At 72.4% G+C, this 18,525-nt stretch carries 18 protein-coding genes and 1 riboswitch; of the genes, 11 read left to right on the top strand and 7 right to left on the bottom strand.

Translation table 11 applies throughout. The features are described 5' to 3' along the window. The first annotated feature begins 84 nt into the window (after positions 1 to 84). The 3 genes from Mam01_RS07615 (at position 85) to Mam01_RS07605 (ending at position 3,204) form a co-directional block, all read left to right on the top strand. Positions 85 to 891 carry a DeoR/GlpR family DNA-binding transcription regulator gene (locus Mam01_RS07615; protein ID WP_204284666.1) on the top strand — a complete coding sequence of 269 codons (807 nt, stop codon included), beginning with the start codon at positions 85 to 87 and terminating at the stop codon, positions 889 to 891. A gap of 97 nt (positions 892 to 988) precedes the next feature. Next, complete coding sequence (galT, locus tag Mam01_RS07610) at positions 989 to 2,047, top strand: galactose-1-phosphate uridylyltransferase (protein ID WP_204284665.1); 1,059 nt, start codon at positions 989 to 991, stop codon at positions 2,045 to 2,047. 72 nt (positions 2,048 to 2,119) lie between these two features. Then, positions 2,120 to 2,258, top strand: a riboswitch (cyclic di-AMP (ydaO/yuaA leader). Positions 2,259 to 2,292: 34 nt separating this feature from the next. Continuing rightward, the gene (locus tag Mam01_RS07605; RefSeq protein ID WP_239101115.1) at positions 2,293 to 3,204 is read left to right on the top strand and encodes a VldE C-terminal domain-containing protein; all 912 of its coding nucleotides are present in this window, start codon (positions 2,293 to 2,295) and stop codon (positions 3,202 to 3,204) included. Positions 3,205 to 3,246: 42 nt separating this feature from the next. Here Mam01_RS07605 and Mam01_RS07600 read toward each other — a convergent pair whose 3' ends face one another. Next, positions 3,247 to 4,200, bottom strand: a complete 954-nt coding sequence (locus tag Mam01_RS07600; protein WP_204284664.1) for a MerR family transcriptional regulator — start codon at positions 4,198 to 4,200, stop codon at positions 3,247 to 3,249. A 101-nt stretch (positions 4,201 to 4,301) separates the two neighbouring features. On the opposite strand from Mam01_RS07600, the gene Mam01_RS07595 reads away from it, so the two are divergent. Then, a complete protein-coding gene (locus Mam01_RS07595) occupies positions 4,302 to 4,811 on the top strand; it encodes a DinB family protein (protein ID WP_204284663.1) in 510 nt (169 codons plus the stop codon). A gap of 55 nt (positions 4,812 to 4,866) precedes the next feature. Here Mam01_RS07595 and Mam01_RS07590 read toward each other — a convergent pair whose 3' ends face one another. Then, the gene (locus Mam01_RS07590; protein WP_204284662.1) at positions 4,867 to 6,171 is read right to left on the bottom strand and encodes a M50 family metallopeptidase; all 1,305 of its coding nucleotides are present in this window, start codon (positions 6,169 to 6,171) and stop codon (positions 4,867 to 4,869) included. A gap of 149 nt (positions 6,172 to 6,320) precedes the next feature. Between Mam01_RS07590 and Mam01_RS07585 the strand changes: the two genes are divergently transcribed. Then, positions 6,321 to 6,968, top strand: a complete 648-nt coding sequence (locus Mam01_RS07585) for a LuxR C-terminal-related transcriptional regulator (protein WP_307819890.1) — start codon at positions 6,321 to 6,323, stop codon at positions 6,966 to 6,968. Positions 6,969 to 6,987: 19 nt separating this feature from the next. On the opposite strand, the gene Mam01_RS07580 is transcribed toward Mam01_RS07585, so the two are convergent. Further along, positions 6,988 to 8,100: a PP2C family protein-serine/threonine phosphatase gene (locus Mam01_RS07580; RefSeq protein ID WP_204284660.1), complete on the bottom strand. Its 1,113-nt coding sequence runs from the start codon at positions 8,098 to 8,100 to the stop codon at positions 6,988 to 6,990. A gap of 193 nt (positions 8,101 to 8,293) precedes the next feature. Between Mam01_RS07580 and Mam01_RS07575 the strand changes: the two genes are divergently transcribed. Continuing rightward, on the top strand, positions 8,294 to 8,458 hold the full coding sequence (locus tag Mam01_RS07575; protein ID WP_191910227.1) for a hypothetical protein: 165 nt from the start codon (positions 8,294 to 8,296) through the stop codon (positions 8,456 to 8,458). Positions 8,459 to 8,536: 78 nt separating this feature from the next. Here the strand turns inward: Mam01_RS07575 and Mam01_RS07570 are convergent, their stop codons facing one another. After that, positions 8,537 to 9,007, bottom strand: a complete 471-nt coding sequence (locus Mam01_RS07570) for a ribose-5-phosphate isomerase (RefSeq protein WP_150935115.1) — start codon at positions 9,005 to 9,007, stop codon at positions 8,537 to 8,539. A 111-nt stretch (positions 9,008 to 9,118) separates the two neighbouring features. On the opposite strand from Mam01_RS07570, the gene def reads away from it, so the two are divergent. Further along, positions 9,119 to 9,607 (top strand): peptide deformylase, encoded by a 489-nt coding sequence (def, locus tag Mam01_RS07565; protein ID WP_204284659.1) that lies wholly within the window; start codon positions 9,119 to 9,121, stop codon positions 9,605 to 9,607. 7 nt (positions 9,608 to 9,614) lie between these two features. Here the strand turns inward: def and Mam01_RS07560 are convergent, their stop codons facing one another. Next, complete coding sequence (locus Mam01_RS07560) at positions 9,615 to 11,021, bottom strand: aldehyde dehydrogenase family protein (protein ID WP_204284658.1); 1,407 nt, start codon at positions 11,019 to 11,021, stop codon at positions 9,615 to 9,617. 202 nt (positions 11,022 to 11,223) lie between these two features. On the opposite strand from Mam01_RS07560, the gene pepN reads away from it, so the two are divergent. Continuing rightward, entirely contained in the window at positions 11,224 to 13,788 is a 2,565-nt protein-coding gene (gene pepN, locus Mam01_RS07555; protein ID WP_204284657.1) for an aminopeptidase N, read from the top strand. Between the two features lie 107 nt (positions 13,789 to 13,895). On the opposite strand, the gene Mam01_RS07550 is transcribed toward pepN, so the two are convergent. Next, complete coding sequence (locus tag Mam01_RS07550; protein WP_204284656.1) at positions 13,896 to 14,057, bottom strand: hypothetical protein; 162 nt, start codon at positions 14,055 to 14,057, stop codon at positions 13,896 to 13,898. Between Mam01_RS07550 and Mam01_RS07545 the strand changes: the two genes are divergently transcribed. Genes Mam01_RS07545 through Mam01_RS07535 form a run of 3 tightly spaced genes read left to right on the top strand, consistent with a single transcriptional unit; the run spans position 14,056 to position 17,057 of the window. Next, a complete protein-coding gene (locus tag Mam01_RS07545; RefSeq protein ID WP_239101123.1) occupies positions 14,056 to 14,598 on the top strand; it encodes a LemA family protein in 543 nt (180 codons plus the stop codon). The two genes, Mam01_RS07550 and Mam01_RS07545, sit on opposite strands and share 2 nt — an antisense overlap. 8 nt (positions 14,599 to 14,606) lie before the next feature. After that, complete coding sequence (locus Mam01_RS07540) at positions 14,607 to 16,079, top strand: DUF2207 family protein (protein WP_204284654.1); 1,473 nt, start codon at positions 14,607 to 14,609, stop codon at positions 16,077 to 16,079. A 9-nt stretch (positions 16,080 to 16,088) separates the two neighbouring features. Next, on the top strand, positions 16,089 to 17,057 hold the full coding sequence (locus Mam01_RS07535) for a hypothetical protein (protein WP_204284653.1): 969 nt from the start codon (positions 16,089 to 16,091) through the stop codon (positions 17,055 to 17,057). A 4-nt stretch (positions 17,058 to 17,061) separates the two neighbouring features. On the opposite strand, the gene Mam01_RS07530 is transcribed toward Mam01_RS07535, so the two are convergent. Further along, positions 17,062 to 18,489 carry an amidase gene (locus Mam01_RS07530; RefSeq protein ID WP_150935121.1) on the bottom strand — a complete coding sequence of 476 codons (1,428 nt, stop codon included), beginning with the start codon at positions 18,487 to 18,489 and terminating at the stop codon, positions 17,062 to 17,064. Between the last annotated feature and the right edge of the window lie 36 nt (positions 18,490 to 18,525).

The raw sequence follows: 18,525 nt of genomic DNA, 5'->3' as shown, positions 1-18,525 counted from the left end.
GGCGGCAAGTACCCGCACCCCAACTCAACACTCCTGAACGTAAGCCTGGCATGATTTGGTGGAATCTGTTGACGGGAGTGGTGGATGCTGGCCCAGCAACGGCAGCAGGCGATCCTGGAGAGGGTGCGCAGGTCCGGCGGGGTGCGGGTCGCGCAACTCGTGCGTGAGCTCGGGGTGTCGGACATGACGATCCGCCGCGACCTGGAGGTCCTGGCGGAGCGCGGCCTTATCGTCAAGGTGCACGGCGGGGCCACCGCCACCGGCACCGGCTCCACCGAGGAGCCGGGCTTCGCGGCCAAGTCGATGCGGCAGCAGGCCGAGAAGGAGGCCGTCGCCCGCCGCGCGGCCCCGCTCGTGCCTCCGGGAAGCTCCGTCGCGCTCTCGGCCGGCACGACGACCTGGACGCTGGCCCACCACCTGGTGGACGTGCCCGAGCTGACCGTGATCACCAACTCCGTCCAGGTGGCCGACGTCTTCCACCGGGCGGGACGCCCCGACCAGACCGTGGTGCTCGTGGGCGGCGTGCGGACGCCGTCCGACGCGCTGGTCGGCCCGGTCGCGGTCGCGGCCGTCCGCTCCCTGAACGTCGACACCCTCATGCTCGGCGTGCACGGCATGAGCGTCCGGGCCGGTTTCACCACCCCCAACCTGCTGGAGGCGGAGACCGACCGTGCCCTGATCGCGGCCGCCCAGCGGCTCGTCGTCCTGGCCGACCACACCAAGTGGGGGACGATCGGCATCAGCACGATCGCGGCGCTCGGCGAGGCCGACGTGGTCGTGAGCGACGTGGGCCTGCCCGAGGAGGCCCGCGCCGTGCTGTCGGAGCAGGCCGGCGAGCTTCTCCTCACCGATCCGTCCGGCGAGGCGCCCCTGGAGACCGCCTCCCTGTGACAGACCCTCCCGACGGCAATCCCGACAACGCCGCACGACGCCGCTGCGACGCCGCCGTGACGCCGCGAAAGAGCACTGTGAAGCTGGAGATCGCACCGTGAAGCGCACCATCGCCCATCTGGCCGACGGCCGGGAGCTGATCTACTTCGACCGCCGGGACGACGCCGACCACGCCGCCGCCGACCCCCGGGATCTGCCCGCGCGCCCTCTCGCGTCCGAGTTGCGGCACGACCCGCTCATGGACGAGTGGGTGGCCGTCGCCCGGCACCGACAGACCCGCACCCACCTGCCGTCCGCCCAGGAGTGCCCGCTCTGCCCCGGGCATCCCGGCTCGGAGATCCCCTCGCCGTACGAGGTGGCGGTGTTCGAGAACCGCTTCCCGTCGTTCAGCTTCAACACCGGCGCGTACGAGCAGGTGGGCGGGCTGAGCGAGGTGCGGCCGGGGATCGGGCGCTGCGAGGTCGTCTGCTTCACCTCCGACCACGACGCCTCCTTCAGCTCGCTCGGCGACGAGCGGGCCGCGCTGGTCGTCGAGGCGTGGGCCGACCGCACGGCCGAACTGTCCGCGCTGCCCGGCGTGGAGCAGGTCTTCTGCTTCGAGAACCGCGGCGCCGAGATCGGCATCACGCTGCCGCACCCGCATGGGCAGATCTACGCCTATCCGTACGTCACGCCGCGTACCCGGCAGATGCTGGACACCGCCGCCCGGCACCGCGGCGGCAACCTGTTCGCGGACGTCCTCGCGGCCGAGCGGAGGGGGCCCCGCGTGGTCGCCGCCAACGAGCACTGGACGGCCTTCGTCCCGGCCGCCGCCCGGTATCCGTTCGAGGTGCACCTCTACCCGCACCGCCGGGTGCCGGACATCCCGGCGCTGTCGCCGGAGGAGCGGGCCGCCTTCGCGCCGCTGTACATCGACGTGCTGCGCCGCCTCGACGGGCTGTTCGGCGTCGTCATGCCGTACGTCGCGGCCTGGCACCAGGCGCCGGTCACCTACCGGCGGGATCTGGCCTACCTCCACCTCCAGCTCTTCACGATCCGGCGGGCGGCGGACAAGCTGAAGTATCTCGCCGGATCGGAGTCGGCGATGGGCGCCTTCGTCAACGACGTGCTCCCGGAGGAGGCCGCCCGCATGCTGCGCGAGGTGGTAACGGACTGATCTCCGTACGGTTGCGACTTGGGGTGGCAGTCACCTTTTCTTTACCACTAGTATCCCTGGCACCACCGGTCACAGCCGGTGCCGCCTAATCCCGGGCGCCTCGCCCGGGAGCCGGGGACCCGTTCACGCCTCTGGGGTAAAGGCACGTCGCTGCCCGGGCTCCTCCAGCCCGCACCCGTCAGCTAACCCGGTCGGCAGATGGAGAGGAGTGGGCTCTGCCCCGCGCGTTCCCCCTGGCCGCAGGCGTGCTCACCGCCGCGGCCCTCGTCCTCGGCACGGCCGCCGGGGGCGCCGCCGCCCCCAAGCCGACGGAGAAGCAGCTCAAGAAGCAGCTCGCCGGCCTGCAGAAGAAGGTCGACCGGCTCATCGCCGACTACAACGCCAAGCGGGTCGCGCTCGCCAAGGCACGCGACGACGAGGCGGCGGCGCGCGCCCGCGTGAGCAGGGCGGAGGCCGACTACACGGCGACCCTCGACGAGGTCCGGGAGTTCGTCCGGCTGCGGTACCAGACCGACAGCGTGCGCGTCCTGCCCAACCTGACCGTCTCCGCGGTGGCCTACCAGCTCAAGGAGGAACAGGCCGCGAGGCTCGCGCGCGTGGACGAGGTCCGCGCCGAACGGCAGAAGGCCGCCGAGGCGGCGAAGGCGCTCACCTCGTCGCTGAAGTCGCAGGCCGCGGAGGTCGCCGGTCAGCGCCGGGAGGCCGAGAAGCTCATCGACGACATCCAGGACAAGATCGACCGCCTGGTCCCGATCGCCCCGGGCCGGAGGGCGAGCGGCTCGTGGGCGCCCGAACTGCCGGCCGGAGCCGACAACATCACGCCCCGGATGCGGCTGATGCGGTCCGAGGTGGAAAGCCACTTCGATCTGGGCTTCCCGGTCGGCTGTTACCGGGCCGAGAACAGCGGCGAGCACCCCCTCGGCCGCGCCTGCGACTTCATGATGAGCTCGGGCGGCTCCATGCCCTCGGCGCAGATGCAGGCGCTCGGCGACAGCCTGGCCGCCTGGGCCATCAAGAACGGCCCGAAGCTCGGCGTGATGTACGTGATCTGGCGGCAACGCATCTACAACCTCGGTCATCCGGGCTGGCGCCCGATGTCCGACCGCGGCGGCGTCACCGCCAACCACTACGACCACGTCCACATCTCGATGTACTAGCGAACCGCGCCGGCGCTTCGATGGCGGCCGCCGGGTGCGGGACTACCGCACGTGGGACTGCTGCCCGGTGTGCGTGCGCAGGGCTTCCGCGAACCACGTGAACACCGGTGCGAGGCTTGGCGGGGCAGGCCATCCGTTGATGACGGCCAGCAGGTGCCAGTAGCGTTCCGCACGGGGATCGCCGCCGATCTCCAGGCGTGTCAGCAGCCAGCGGCGCAAGCCGGCGTCGTCGGCTCGGCCGAAGGTCTGCGCGTACCGCGCGGTGAGGGCGTCGACGACGGATGCGGCCTCGGCCGAACCCGGAGCGATACCGGCATCGAGCGCGCGGCCGACGCTCTCGCGGACGGTTTCGGTGAGCTCGTGGTGGAGCCCGGTGCGGTCGCCCTGCGCACGCTGGGCCGCCTGGTACTCCGCCATGCGGCGGACGGCGGCGCGGAAGTCGGGATCCTGGGTGAGCTCGGCGAGTTCCACCCAGGCGTCGACCTGTTCGGGTTCGGGGTCGTCCGGCAGTTCGGGCATGGCCGAGCGCATCATGGCGACGAACTCGGCGTTGGCGTCGAGCCCGCCGAAGGTGTCGTCGATGAAGCCGGTGATCAGGCGCCGGCGTTCGTCGTCGGAGAGCTTGGCGAGTTTGTGCATGAGGTCCATCTCCTCGGGGGTGGAGCCCCGCTTGGCTACCGCGCGCAGTACGGCGCGCCGAAGTCGGAGGGTGCGGATCTGCACCTCCAGCGCGTCGGCGTGCGCGGCCGCGACCTCGGGCACCGAGACCTCCCGCTCCAGCACCTGCCGGATGACAGCGAGGTCGAGCCCCAGATCACGCAGGGTGCGCACCAGGTCCAGACGCGCGAGCGCGCCGATGTCGTAAAGCCGGTAGCCGGCCGGGCTGCGGTCTGCCGGCGGCACGATTCCGGTGTCGGAGTAGAACCGGATGGCCTTGACCGTCAGGCCGGTCCGCCGGGCCAGGGCTCCGATCGTGAAGAACGTGTCGCCGTCCATGCCTGCACTCTCGCGTCTCCCCCTACGGGAGACTCAAGCCCAGTCTCCCCGCGGGCGGTAATGAAGTGGCCGGCCGCCGGGGACCGGGGAAGGATGGCGGGATGACCGACACACGTACCGATCCTCCGGCCGCTGCGGGCGAGCGCGAGACGCTGCGCGCCTTCCTCGACTATCACCGCCAGACGCTGGCCCTGAAGTGCGAGGGGCTGACCGAGGAGCAGCTGCGACTGCGCTCCACCCCGCCGTCGTCCATGTCGCTGCTCGGCCTCGTACGGCACATGGCCGACGTCGAGCGGAGCTGGTTCCGGCGGCGGCTCGCCGGCGAGGACCTCGGGGGCATCTACTGGAGCGACGACGATCCGGACGGCGAGTTCGACAACGTGGACACGGCGTCCGCCGAGGAGGCCTTCTCCACCTGGCAGGGGGAGATCGAGCACGCGCGGGCGGCCGAGGCGGCCTGCGCGGATCTGGACGCGATGACGAAGACGGCCCGCCAGGGCGACCACTACTCACTGCGCTGGATCATGCTCCACATGATCGAGGAGTACGCGCGGCACAACGGCCACGCGGACCTGATGCGCGAGCGCATCGACGGGGCGACGGGCGAGTAGGGACCCGCGCGCCGGGCCGGGTCCGCCCGGCCCGGCCCAGCCTGTTCAGCCCCGTTCAGCCCGAGATGCGGACGGGGTTCACCAGGTCGGCGTAGATGAGAAGGCCGCCCATGACGAGCAGCAGGGCCGCCATGACGTACGTCACGGGGAGCGCCTTGGCCACGTCCACGTATCCCGGCACGGGGCGGCGGCGCACCCGCGCGAAGGCCCGCTTGAGGCCCTCCCATAGGCCGCCGGCGATGTGACCGCCGTCCAGCGGCAGCAGGGGGATGAGGTTGAACATGCCGACCGCGAGGTTCAGCCCGGCCAGCAGGCTGATGAACACCTCGATCTTGCTCTCGACGGGGATGTCCGACGCCGCGATCTCACCGCCGAGGCGGCCGGCGCCGACGATGCCGATCGGCCCGTTCGGGTCGCGCTTCTCCCCCGAGAAGGCGGCGTTCCACACGCCCACCATCTTCTTGGGGATGTTGACCATGGCGGCGGCGGTCCGCTCGGTCAGGTCCCACATCTGGCCGAGGACGTAGCCGGGGCCCTGTTTCTCCACGACGACCGTCGGGCTGACGCCGAGGAAGCCGACGTTCCTGTCCACCTTGTCGGGGTCGGTCTGCGAGGGCATGTCCTGCGCGATCAGGTCGACGTCCAGCGTCGTGCTCCGGCCGTCGCGCTCGATGCCGAGCGTCGTCGCCCCGGCGCCGTGCGACCGGATCAGCCGGGTCGCCGCCTCCCAGCCGGCGACCGGCGTGCCGCCGACGGCGACGATCCGGTCCCCCGGCCGCAGCCCCGCCTTCGCGGCGGGCGTCAGCGGGTCGCCGGGCCGGCAGTCCCGGTGCGCGGCCTCGGCCGCCGGGATCGCGCACTTGGACACCGAGGAGACGACCGGCTTCATCGTCCGCACGCCGAAGCCCATCATCACGACCGCGAACAGCACGAACGCCAGCACGAAGTTCATCGCGGGGCCGCCGGTCATGATGATGACCTTCTGCCACCAGGGCTTGCGGAAGAAGACGCGGTTCTCGTCGCCCGGCCGGATCTCCTCCGAGGCGACCGCCCGGGCGTTCTCGATGAGCCCCTGCCAGGGGCCCGTCGAGACGCTGCGCAGCTTGCCGGGGTCGTCGGAGGGACGCGGCGGGAGCATGCCGACCATGCGGATGTAGCCGCCCAGCGGGATCCACTTCACGCCGTACTCGGTCTCGCCGCGCCGGCGCGACCACAGCGTCGGCCCGAAGCCGACCATGTACTGCGTCACGCGGACGCCGAACAGCTTGGCCGGGACCAGGTGCCCGATCTCGTGCAGCGCGATGGAGACCAGCAGACCGACGAAGACGATCACGAATCCGGCCACGATGAGCCAGCTCATCAGCGCGTACCCCCGAGTCGGAGAAGATGCCGTGGCAGTCGTCGCACCCTCCGAGAGTAGCCCACCGGAACAAGGGCGCGACCTTCTCCGGCGAACCGGCGCGTTGCTCATACATGGCCGAACCTGGACACTCCGTTGACAGTACGCAATTGGTCGATCACCCTTTGAGAGACCGTCCAGAGGGGAGCGTCTTGATCCGGATCCTGGTAGCCGAACACCTTCCGTTGGTGCGGCGAGGCCTGGTCGCCTCCCTCGAAGGAGAGAGCGACCTGACGGTGGTCGCGGACGTCGGGTCCGGTGAGGACATCGTGCCCGCCGCCCTCGACGTACGGCCCGACGCCGCCGTCATCGACGCGGACCTGCCGGGCGCGGACGGTCCGAGCCTGGCCGCGCGGCTCGTCGAGAAGGCGCCCAGATGCCGGGTGATGCTGCTGTCGGCCCAGCCGAACCCCGGCCACCTCAAGCGGGCCTTCGCGGCCGGGGCCCTCGGCTACCTGAGCATCGAGGTGGGCCCCGAGCAACTCGCCGACGGGATACGGCGGATCATCGCCGGGCGCCGGGTCGTCGACTCCGAGCTCGCGGTCGCGGCCCTGGAGGCCGCCGAGTGCCCCCTCACGCCTCGGGAGCACGAGGTGCTGCGCCTCGCGGCGGGCGGCGCGCGTTCGAAGGAGATCGCCGCCGAGCTGGGCCTGTCCGCCGGCACGGTGCGCAACCACCTGTCGCGCGTCCTGGTGAAGACCGGGGCGCGCAACCGGGTGGACGCCGTCCGCATCGCCACCGAGTACGGCTGGTTGTAGGGACCCGCCCCGGCGGGGCTCAGGGGCGCCAGATGAGGACGAGCGCGCAGTCGTCGTTGTGACCGGACGACATGGCCTGCACGAGCTGCCGCGCCTTGTCCCGGAAGCCCGAGGGCAGCAGTCGCTCGGCCTCCCCCAGCAGCCGGTCGAGCCCGGCGTCGATGTCCCGGCCGGGCTGCTCGATCAGCCCGTCGGTGTACAGCATGAGCGCGTCGCCCTTCCGCAGCACGCCGCTGTCGGTCTCACAGGCCAGGTCGGGCACGACGCCGAGCACGACCCCCTTGGCCGTGGACACCCGCCAGGTGCCCGACCCGGAGTCGAACCGGACCACCGGCGGGTGCCCGGCGGAGGTGATCGTGTACTCCCCCGTCGACAGGTCGAGTGTCAGGTGGACGGCCGTGACGAACCCCTCGTCGCCGATCTGGCGGTGGAGGTAGGAGTTGCAGGCGGCCAGGAAGTCGTCCACCGAGCCGAGCAGCCCGCCGAACGTGCCGGAGAGCATGAGCGCGCGGGTGCCGGCGTCGACGCCCTTGCCCGACACGTCGACAACGGCGAGCTGGACCCGGTCGCCCTCGCGCATGGAGACGACGAAGTCGCCGCCGAAGGACGATCCTCCGGCCTGTTTGAGCACGACCTTGCCGCCCCAGTCCTTGGGCAGCGGCGGCAGCTCGCTCTGCCGCTTGAGCCGGTCGCGCAGCTCCAGCAGCATCGCGTCGCCGCGCAGGCCCTGCACGCCGAGCTTGCCCCGCGTCCGCGCCATCGTCCACGCGAGCGCGGCGGTGAAGCCCATCGTGATCAGCAGGCCCGGCCCGACGGCGAGCACTCCTCTGGTCGATCCCATGTACGCCAGGGACGCCGCGACCACGCACAGCAGGATGGCCAGGCTGCGCAGGCGGAGCTGGAGGCCGGCGATCAGCGTGACGAGGATCAGCAGCGACGGCGAGAACCAGTACGCCGAGACCTCCGCGTCGAGCACCCCGATGACCACGGTGACCGCGACGAGGGCGATCAGGAGGTATCGGTCCCTCGACCACACCTTTCTGACAAAACGGACCAACGGCACCAGGAGTGGCACGCGCGCCAGAAAGGCGCGCAGCCGTGGAGAGATCAGCGGCGCCGGACGGGAAGTCATGATGGCCTCGACTGTATCCGGACATCCCAGGTGGCGGCACCCGCTTGACCGACGCCCGGGTCGTGTCCCGTGATCTTCTCAGCCTACTCCGGCCGAAGATCACGGGCCACACCCCGATCGCGGTCCCGGCCGTCCGGTGCGGATGTCCGCGCATCCGATCGCACGTTCGCGGCCCGGGGCGTACGCTCGCGATATGGCGCTGCAGAGTTTGCAGATCACCGCGACCACGGCCATGCGGGCCCGCGACGTGTCCCGGCCGAGCCGGGAGCAGCAGGAGACCGCCGAGCGGCGGCCGCTGCGCGACGAGACGGCGACCCGGCGGGAGTCCCGCCGGGGTCGTGACCGGGACGGCCGCTGACGCCGGCCGTCAGGCGCCCGCCGGCCGGGCGGCCTCAGGCGGAGCGCCTTCAGGCCGAGCGTCTTCGGGCCGCTCGGCTCAGGCGGGCAGCGGCGGCAGTTCGCCGGTCGTCTCGTACTCCGCGAGCTGGCGGATCCGCCGGGCGTGCCGCTCGGCGCCCGAGAACGCCGTGCCGAGGAAGACCTCGACGAACCGGGCGGCCTCCTCCGGCGTGTGCATCCGCGCGCCGATGCTGATGACGTTGGCGTCGTTGTGCTCGCGCCCGAGCCGGGCCGTGTCCTCGTTCCAGGCGAGGGCGGCGCGCACCCCGCGCACCTTGTTGGCGGCGATCTGCTCGCCGTTCCCGGAGCCGCCGATCACCACCCCGAGGCTGCCCTCGTCGGCGACGACGCCCTGCGCGGCGCGCAGCACGAACGGCGGGTAGTCGTCCTCCGCGTCGTAGACGTGGGGACCGCAGTCCTCCACGTCGTGGCCCTGCTCCTTCAGCCAGGAGACCAGGTGGTTCTTGAGCTCGTAGCCGGCATGGTCGGCACCGATGTAGACACGCACGGGACAAGTTTCCCAGACGACTTCTGGCGGACGTGACCCCGGCCTCCACTAAGGTAAGAGACGAACACCGCCAGTGGCTCTTACACCACCTCATGCCGGAGCAGGAGTGTCATGCGCGAGATCCGCTACGTCGGCGACCCCGTCCTGCGTACCCCCGCGGAGCCCGTGACGGACTTCGACAGGGAGCTGCGCCGCCTGGTCGACGAGATGTTCGCGGTGATGTACCAGGCCGACGGTGTGGGACTGGCCGGGCCGCAGATCGGGGTGGGCCGGCGGCTGTTCGTCTACGACATCAGCAACCGCAAGGGCCACGTGGTCAACCCGGAGCTGACGATCGACGACCCGGGAGAGGTCGTCGAGGAGGAGGGCTGCCTGTCGGTGCCGGGCAAGGAGACGGGCAAGCCGCTCTACGCCCCCACCGTCCGCGCCGCCGGGGTCACGCTGCGCGGGGTCGACAAGCTCGGCCGGCCCGTGGCGGTCAAGGCCCGGGGCATGCTCGCCCGGTGCTTCCAGCACGAGTTCGACCACCTCGAGGGCACGCTGTACGTCGACCGGCTGGGCAAGGACGAGCGCCGCAAAATCCTGCTCCAGGCGCCCTGAGGCGCCCCTACAGCTGGATCGCCTTGGTCTCCAGGAACTCCTCCAGGCCGAACTCCCCCATCTCACGCCCGACGCCCGACTGCTTGTAGCCGCCGAAGGGCGCCATCGGGTTGAACCGGCCGCCGTTGACCGCCACCTGGCCCGTGCGCAGGCGGCGGGCGACCGCGAGCGCCTCCTCCTCGGTGCCCGCCCAGACCGCCCCCGACAGCCCGTACGGCGTGCCGTTGGCGATCTCGACGGCCTCGTCCGCGGTGGCGAAGGGAATGATCGACAGCACCGGGCCGAAGATCTCCTCCTGTTCGACGGCCATGCCCGGCGCCACCCCGGCGAAGACCGCGGGCTCGACGTAGTAGCCGCGGCCCACGGGGTTGCCGGTTCCGCCGAGCACGAGGCGCGCCCCCTCCTCCTGACCCCGGTTGAGGTATCCGATCACCCGGTCCCGCTGGGCCGCGGACACCAGCGGGCCGAGCCGGGTGCCCTCGGCGAACGGGTCGCCCGGGACGTGTTTCGCCGCCGCCTCCACGGCCAGCCGGACCGCCTCGTCGTACTGGTCCAGGTGGACGAGCATCCGGGTCAGCGCCGAGCAGGTCTGGCCGGAGTTGATGTAGGCCGCGGCCACCCCGTTCCTCACCGCCTTCTCCAGGTCGGCGCCGGGGAGGATGACGTTCGCCGACTTGCCGCCCAGCTCCAGGGCCACCCGCTTGACCGTCCCGGCCGCGAGGGCGGCGACCCGGCGCCCGGCCCTGGTGGAGCCGGTGAAGGAGACCATGTCCACGCCGGGGTGCGCGGCGACGGCCTCGCCGACCACCGGGCCGTACCCGCTCACCATGTTGAACACGCCGGGCGGCAGGCCGGCCTCGTGCAGGATGTCCGCGAACGCGTACGCCGCGAGCGGCGCGACCTCGCTCGGCTTGAGCACCACCGTGCAGCCGGCCGCGAGGGCCGGGGCCACCTTGCAGACGACCTGGTGGAGCGGGTAGTTCCACGGCGTGATCGCGCCGACCACCCCGACCGGCTCGCGGACGATCAGCGAGTTGCCCACCCGCCCGCCGTCGAAGTCGTACCGCTTGGCGAGGTCGGCGTAGGAGGCCAGCACCTCGGCGGGCATCAGCGTCTGCACCTTCAGCGCGAGCGTCAGCGGCGCGCCCATGTCGGTGGCGATCGTCGCGGCGATCTCCCGGGCGCGGTCCCTGAGCAGCGCGGCGGCCGTCCCGAGGAGCGCGGCGCGCTCGGCGGGCTCCGCCGCCGCCCAGGACGGGAAGGCGGCGCGGGCGGCGGCGACCGCGGACTCCACGTCGGCGGCCGACCCCGCGGGCACCCGGTCCACGATCTCCTCGGTCGCCGGGTTGACGACCTCGACCGCCTCGCGCGAGGAGGACGGCGCCCAGTCCCCGTTCACGTAGATCTGACGCATGTTCCTCATCCTCGCGCCTGCACTGTCAGAACGCGAGCCCCGGCCGGAAGGCCCTGTCAAGAGGGCCGTCGAGCGGCTTCCTATTCCGGGTAGGGGCGATGTCGAATCCGTCCTGTGACCGTGACGTGGCAGGATTCATCCATCCCTGTACGCGAAGGGGCGACGGGGAACCGGGGGATTGATCATGCGATGAGGAGTGGGTGTGGCAGGGAATCTGACACGTGACGAGGCTCGGGAGCGTGCTCGGCTGCTCACGGTCCAGTCCTACCAGGTCGAACTCGACCTGACGGAGGGCGAGGAGCGGTACGAGAGCATCACGACGGTCCATTTCACGTCCGACCGGCCGGGGGCGGGCACGTTCATCGACCTGCACGGCGCCCACGTGCGGAAGGTGGTGCTGAACGGCCGGGATCTCGACGTGCGGACCTACGACGCCGACAAGGGCCGCTTCCCGCTGCCTGACCTGGCCGAGCGCAACGAACTGCGCGTCGACGCCGACTGCTCGTACATGCGTACGGGCGAAGGGCTGCACCGCTTCGTCGACCCGGTCGACCAGCAGATCTACCTGCACAGCCAGTTCGAGACGGCGGACGCGCACCGGATGTACGCCTGCTTCGACCAGCCCGATCTCAAGGCGACCTTCGAGCTCACCGTTCTCGCGCCCGCCGAGTGGGAGGTCGTGTCGAACGGCTCCCCCGACTCGGTCGAGGAGCTGGAGGAGCACCACGGGCGGCACGGCACGCTGCAGGCCGCCAGGCGCTGGCACTTCCCGCCGACCCCTCCCATGTCGACGTACATCACGGCCCTCATCGCCGGGCCGTACGCGGTCGTGCGGGACGAGCACGACGGCATCCCGCTCGGCATCTACGTGCGGCGTTCGCTGGCCGAGCACCTCGACCCGGACAACATCTTCGAAGTCACCAAGCAGGGCTTCGACTTCTTCCACCGCGTCTTCGGCCTGCGCTACCCGTTCGGCAAGTACGACCAGCTCTTCGTGCCGGAGTTCAACGCGGGCGCGATGGAGAACGCCGGCGCGGTGACGTTCCTGGAGGACTACGTCTTCCGCTCGCGGGTCACCGACGCGATCATCGAGCGCCGGGCCGAGACGATCCTGCACGAGATGGCCCACATGTGGTTCGGCGACCTCGTCACCATGCGGTGGTGGGACGACCTGTGGCTGAACGAGTCGTTCGCCACCTACATGTCGGTGCTGTGCCAGGCCGAGGCCACCCGCTGGGGCCAGGGCGCGTGGACGACGTTCGCCAACGTGGAGAAGTCCTGGGCCTACCGGCAGGACCAGCTCCCCTCCACCCACCCCATCGCGGCCGACATCCCCGACATGCAGGCCGTCGAGGTCAACTTCGACGGCATCACGTACGCCAAGGGCGCCTCGGTCCTCAAGCAGCTCGTCGCCTACGTCGGGCTGGACAACTTCCTCGCCGGCGTGCGCGACTACTTCAACGAGCACGCCTGGAAGAACACCACCCTGCAGGACCTGCTGTCGGCGCTGGAGCGCACCTCCGGCCGCGACCTGTCGTCCTGGTCGAAGGAGTGGCTGGAGACCTCCGGCGTCAACACCCTGCGGCCGTCGTTCACCACCGACGACGAGGGCCGGTTCCTCGGCTTCGAGGTCCTGCAGGAGGCCACGCCGGAGCACCCGACGCTGCGCTCGCACCGCGTCGCCGTCGGCCTGTACTCCCTGCGGGAGGGCGTGCTCACCAGGACCCGGCGGGTCGAGCTCGACATCGTCGGGGCGCGCACCGCCGTGCCCGAGCTGGTCGGCGAGACCCGGCCCGACCTCGTGCTGATCAACGACGACGACCTCACGTACGCGAAGATCCGGCTCGACGAGCGGTCGCTGCAGACGCTCGTGAACGGCGGGATCACCGCGTTCACCGAGTCGCTGCCGCGCGCCCTGTGCTGGTCGGCCGCCTGGGACATGACCCGGGACGCCGAGATGGCCACCCGCGACTACGTCCGGCTGGTCGTGTCCGGCATCGACTCGGTGCGCGACATCACCGTGGTCCAGACGGTGCTGCGCCAGGCCCGTCAGGCCGTGCAGCAGTACGCCGACCCCGCGTGGCGGGCGACCGGCCTGGGCGAGCTCGCCGGCGCGCTGCGCCGTCTCGTCGCCTCGGCGGAGCCGGGCTCGGACCACCAGCTCGCCTACGTCAACGCCCTGGCCGCGACCGCGACCTCCGAGGAGGACCTGGCGTTCCTCAAGGGCGTGCTGGACGGCACGGAGGTGCCCGAGGGTCTGGCCGTCGACACCGACCTGCGCTGGACGCTCGTCCACGGGCTGGTGTCCCGCGGGGTCCTCGGCGCCGCCGACATCGACGCCGAGCTGGCCCGCGACGCCACCGCGACCGGCGAACGCTCGGCGGCCAACGCGCGGGCGGCGATCCCGGATCCGGAGGCCAAGGCCCGGTCCTGGGCGGCCATCGTGGGCGGCGAGCTGAGCGGCGCCCTGCTGCGCTCCACGATCCTCGGCTTCGTGGACCCGCACCACCCCGAGCTGCTGGAGCCGTACGGCGACCGGTACTTCGAGGAGGTCGGGCGGATCTGGACCAAGTGGACCTCCGACATGGCGCAGAACTTCGCGATCGGGTGCTACCCGGCCCTGCTGATCCGCCCGGAGACCGTGGCGAGGACGCAGGACCTCATCAGCGCCCAGCAGCCGCCGCACGCGCTGCGGCGCCTGCTCCTGGAGGGCGCCGACGGCGTCAGCCGGGCGCTGCGGGCCCAGGCCCGCGACGCCTCCGCGTGACGGGTAGCCCGCCCGGCCGCCTTCGTGAGGGAGGGCCGCCGGGCGGGTGAAAGCGGGGCGCAAGCCCGGTGCAAGAGCACCGGGGTGACATGAGGGGGCCGGGCCGTTCACCCGGCGCGGGCGCGGCGGGCCCCCTCCGCCGCGCCCCGCCGCCCGCCATCCCGGCCGTACGTCGTGCCCCCACCGGCGCGCGTGCGGACGGCGGCGGGTCTTCCCAGGGTGAACGGCCACGGATCGTCGTCCGTGCAGGAGGCCCCCGTGATCCCCATGATCGTCACCCTCGCCGTCGTGGCCGTCCTCGTCGCCACGCTCGTCTCCGTCTACAACCGCCTCGTGCGTGGCCGCAACTCCGTCGACAACGCCTGGGCGCAGATCGACGTGCAGCTCAAGCGCCGCCACGACCTCGTCCCCAACCTCGTGGAGACCGTCAAGGGCTACGCCGCCCACGAGCGGGCCACGCTGGAGTCCGTCGTCGCGGCCCGCTCCCGGGCGATCGGCGCCCAGGGCCCCGCGGAGCAGGCGGCGGCCGAGAACATGCTGTCCGGCGCGCTGAAGAGCCTGTTCGCCGTGGCGGAGGCCTACCCCGCCCTCAAGGCGAGCGGCAACTTCGCGGAACTGCAGCAGGAGCTCGCCACCACCGAGAACCGGATCGCCTACTCGCGGCAGTACTACAACGACGCCGTGCTGACCTACAACAACGCGATCCAGACGGTGCCCGCCAACATCGTGGCGGGCATGACCGGCTTCACGCCCCGCGAGTACTTCCGGGCTCCCGGCGAGGAGCGCGGTCCCGTACAGGTCAGGTTCTGATCATGGTCATGGTCGCCTGGACGGCCGCCGCGGCGGTGACCGGCCTGTGGCTGCTGCTCCTGCTCGCGCTCGCCGCGGCGACGAGGAACCCGGACGTCGAGACGGGGCCGGCCACCGCGAACCTCGCCCCCCAGTCCCCCGCGGTGGTCGACCTGATCACCGGCGGCTGGCGGCTGTGCGACGAGGCCGCCTCGGCGACCCTGCTGGACCTCGCCGCGAGGGGCGTCGTCGGCGTCGAGGAGATCGGGCCGGAGCTGTCGCTCGTCCGGATGCGGCGCGACCCGGGCGGCCTGCTCCCGTACGAACGGCTCGTCTACGACCACGTCCGCTCGCTGGCCGTCGACGGGGTGGTGGCCACGGGCGCGCTGGCCGAGGGCTCGCGCGACCTCGGCCGGTGGTGGAAGAGCTTCCGCAGGAAGGTGATCGCCGAGGCCCGGGAGCAGGGTCTGTCCCGGCCGCGCTGGAGCCGGGCGCACGCGACGCTCCTCACCGCCGCGGCGGCGCTGCCCGCGGCGGTGATCGGCGTCGCGGCGAACATCTCCGACAAGGACCACGAGGCCGGGGTCGGCGCGGCGGTCGTCTCCTTCGCCGGTCTCCTCGCGCTCATGGGGCGGCTGAACGGCGAGCGCGGCACGGCCGAGGGGGCCAGGGCCGCCGCCCACTGGCTCGGCGTCCGCGCGCACCTGGGGACGACCGGGCGGTTCGCCGAGCAGCCCGCCGCCTCGGTCACGATCTGGGGCCGCCACCTCGCGTACGCCGCCGCCCTCGGCCTGGCGCCGCGGGCCGTCACGAGCCTGCCGGTGAGCACCCCCGCCGACGACAGCCGGGCGTGGTCCGACTATGGCGGCATGTGGCACGTCGTCCACGTCCGCTATCCGTCCCGCCTCCTGTGGGGCCGGCCGCCTGGCTCGGCCGTCATGCGGGGCCTCGCGGCCGGCTGGTTCACCGGCTTCCCCGCCTGGATGGTCCTGGTGGCGGCCTCCGCCTTCGACCTGTGGCCGGACGGGCTCGTCGTGCCCGCCGCCCTCGCCGTGGGCCTGGCGGTCGCCGGGCCGCCGATCCTGTTCGCGCTCTCCGACCTGACCGGCCCGGTCACCGTGGAGGGCCAGGTCGTACGGCTGCGGCGCTTCCGCGACGGCGGCAAGGGCGGCGAGAACGCCAAGTGGACCTACTGGTGCGCGATCGACGAGGGGCGGGCCCGCGAGGTCAGGGCGATGTGCCTGAGCGGGGAGCTGTGGGAGCCCCTGCGCGAGGGCGACCGGGTGCGGGCCGTGGCGGGCCGGAGAACCGGCTGGATCAGGCGGATCGAGGTGGTCGAGGGCTCGCGCCTCCGAGACGCCGCCTCCTACGACGACACCGGCGAGCACCTGATGGACGCGCCGGAGAACCTGGGCGAGGTGCGGATCCTGCCCGATCCCGACGCCCACGGGCCCACCGATCCTGATCGAACCCGTCCATACCGCCACCGGCGTCGTGAGTAGGGTCGTCGGGTGCACTCAGCCCGAGACCTGTTGATCGCCCTGGCCCGGAGGTACTCGTTCGGCGACGTCGGCGCGCTCGCGCCGGCCGTGCTCGGGGAGGACGCCCGGGCGGCCCGCGTGGCGTCGGTCTGCGAGTTCGGCCAGCGGCTGCTCACACTCGACGCCGAGGACTTCGCGGCCGAGATCGACGCCCAGACGGTGCCCGCCGGCCTCCGCCGGCGCGCCCGCGCGTGTCACATGCCGCAGACGCCGAGGGAGCAGCCGCGGGGCGCGCTCGACTCGCTGCGCCCGGCGTACGCGCTGCTCCTGGAGGTGATCGAGGCCCGCTGGCGGCGGCGCGAGCTGAGCTCGATGATCGCGGCCGTGCACATCTGCGGCGAGTATCTCCCGCTGCTGGCCTTCGAGCCCGCGCTCGGGCACGCGGGCGACCCGGCCCGGTGGCCGGAGGGCCTGCGCGCCCCCGGCAGCAGGTTCGGGGCCATGGCCGACCACGAGTGCGACCACACCCGGGCCGAGCGGTCGGCGGCCGAGCGCACGCTGCGGGTGGCGGTGGAGCCGCCCACGGGCTGGCGGGCCTACTTCGACCGGCAGCACAGCCAGGTGGCCGGGGCCCTCGGCACCTGCGCGGGCCGGTGCCGCACCCCCTGCCCGGCCCTCGACTGGGTGCCGGACCCCGGCGACCTGGCGGCGCGCTGCCGCGTCGCGCTGGCCTTCGCCGAGACACCGCTCGTACGGCTGCGGCACGCCGCCCCGGTGGGTCACGGGTTCGGCGTGCCGTCGCCTGAGGAGACGCTGGAGGCGTGGGACCGCAGCCGGGCCGCGCTGGCCAAGCACGACGCGGCCCGCGCGGTCACCGCGGACGACGGCTTCCCGCTGCCGGGGCTGCCCGCCCTGATCTCCGCCGTGGCGGCGGCGCCGGTGCGTCCCGCCACGCTGCTCGCCGACGTCTCCGCGCACGTCGTGGAGCTCCTGCGCTAGGTCGTCACCACATGGACGGCCTGCGGTCGCCCCAGAATCCGCCGACGGACGCCTCCACCTGCGACGACAGCGAGATGAGGGTGCCCTCGTCGCCGTACCGGCCGGCCAGCATGACGCCGACGGGCAGGCCGCCGGGCGTCCAGTGCAGCGGGAGGTTGACGGCGGGCTGGCCGCTCACGTTGTAGATGGCGGCGAACGGCGCGAACCGCTTCATCCGCTCGAACGTCTCCTCCGGGGAGTCCACGTCCTCGAACCAGCCCACCGGCACGGGCGGCTGGGTGACGGTCGGCGACAGCACCGCGTCGTAGGTGTCGGTGACGAGCATCGCGAAACGGGTGGCGAGCTGGAGCGCCGACTGCGCGTGCAGGAACTCGGGTGCCGAGAGCGCGTGGCCCCGCTCGCGCAGCCAGGCGGTGAGCGGGCGCAGCTTCGGTTCGAGCTCCTTGGAGACCGGGTGGATGCACGCGAAGCTGAACCACAGCTTGACGAACTCGGGCACGATGTCCGGGCCGAACGGCGGGGCGATCTCCTCCACCTCGTGACCGAGCGCCTCCAGCGCCGCCGAGGCGCTCTCGTACGCCGCGAGCACGTCGGGGTGGACCTCCGCGCCGGGCACTGCGGGCTCGGCGAACCTGGCGATCCGCAGCCGGCCCGGGTCGCGCCCCACATAGGCCGAGAACGACCCGAGCGCGGGCGGCGGCGCGTGGTAGAGGTCGCCGGGGTTGTGGTGGGCCATCGCGTCGAGCAGCGCCGCGGCGTCGGCGACGTTCCGGGCCAGCGGCCCGTTCGTGGACAGCCCCGCCAGATCGGGGACGATCGGGGCGAAGGAGATCCGGCCCCGGCTGGGCTTGATGCCGTACAGGCCGCAGACGGAGGCGGGGATGCGGATCGATCCCGCGCCGTCGCTGCCGTGGGCGACGGGCGCCAGGCCGGCCGCGACGGCCGCCGCGGCGCCGCCGCTCGAACCACCGGCGGAGCGCCCGGTGTCCCACGGGGTGCGGGCCGGCTCGCTCACGTAGGTCTCGGTGTAGCAGGGCAGGCCGAACTCCGGGGTGCTGGTCTTGCCCAGCATGACCGTGCCGGCCTCCCGCAGCCGCTCGACCACGCTGTCGTCCACCGGGGAGACGAACCCCTCGTAGGTGGCCGAGCCGAAGTAGAGCGGCACGTCCTTGACGAAGTTGAGGTCCTTGATCGGGACGGGCACGCCCAGCAGCGGCGGATGGTCGCCGGCGTCGCCCGCGGCGATCCGGGCCTCCTGCTCGCGGGCCTGGTCGAGGGCCCGCTGGGCGGTCACCGTGACGAACGCCCCCACACCGGAGTCGAGCCGTTCGATCCGCTCCAGGTAGTGCTCGACGATCTCGACGGGGGAGAGTTCACCCGTTCGTACGGCTGCCGCCTGCTCAAGGGCGGTAAGGTCGTGAATGTGCGCCACGCTTCCGAACCGTAGGCCGCCCGGCCGGGGATATCT

The organism is Microbispora amethystogenes (assembly GCF_016863015.1).
In the GTDB taxonomy this organism is placed as follows: Bacteria; Actinomycetota; Actinomycetes; order Streptosporangiales; family Streptosporangiaceae; genus Microbispora; species Microbispora amethystogenes.
This window is presented reverse-complemented; position numbering and strand designations above follow the sequence as displayed.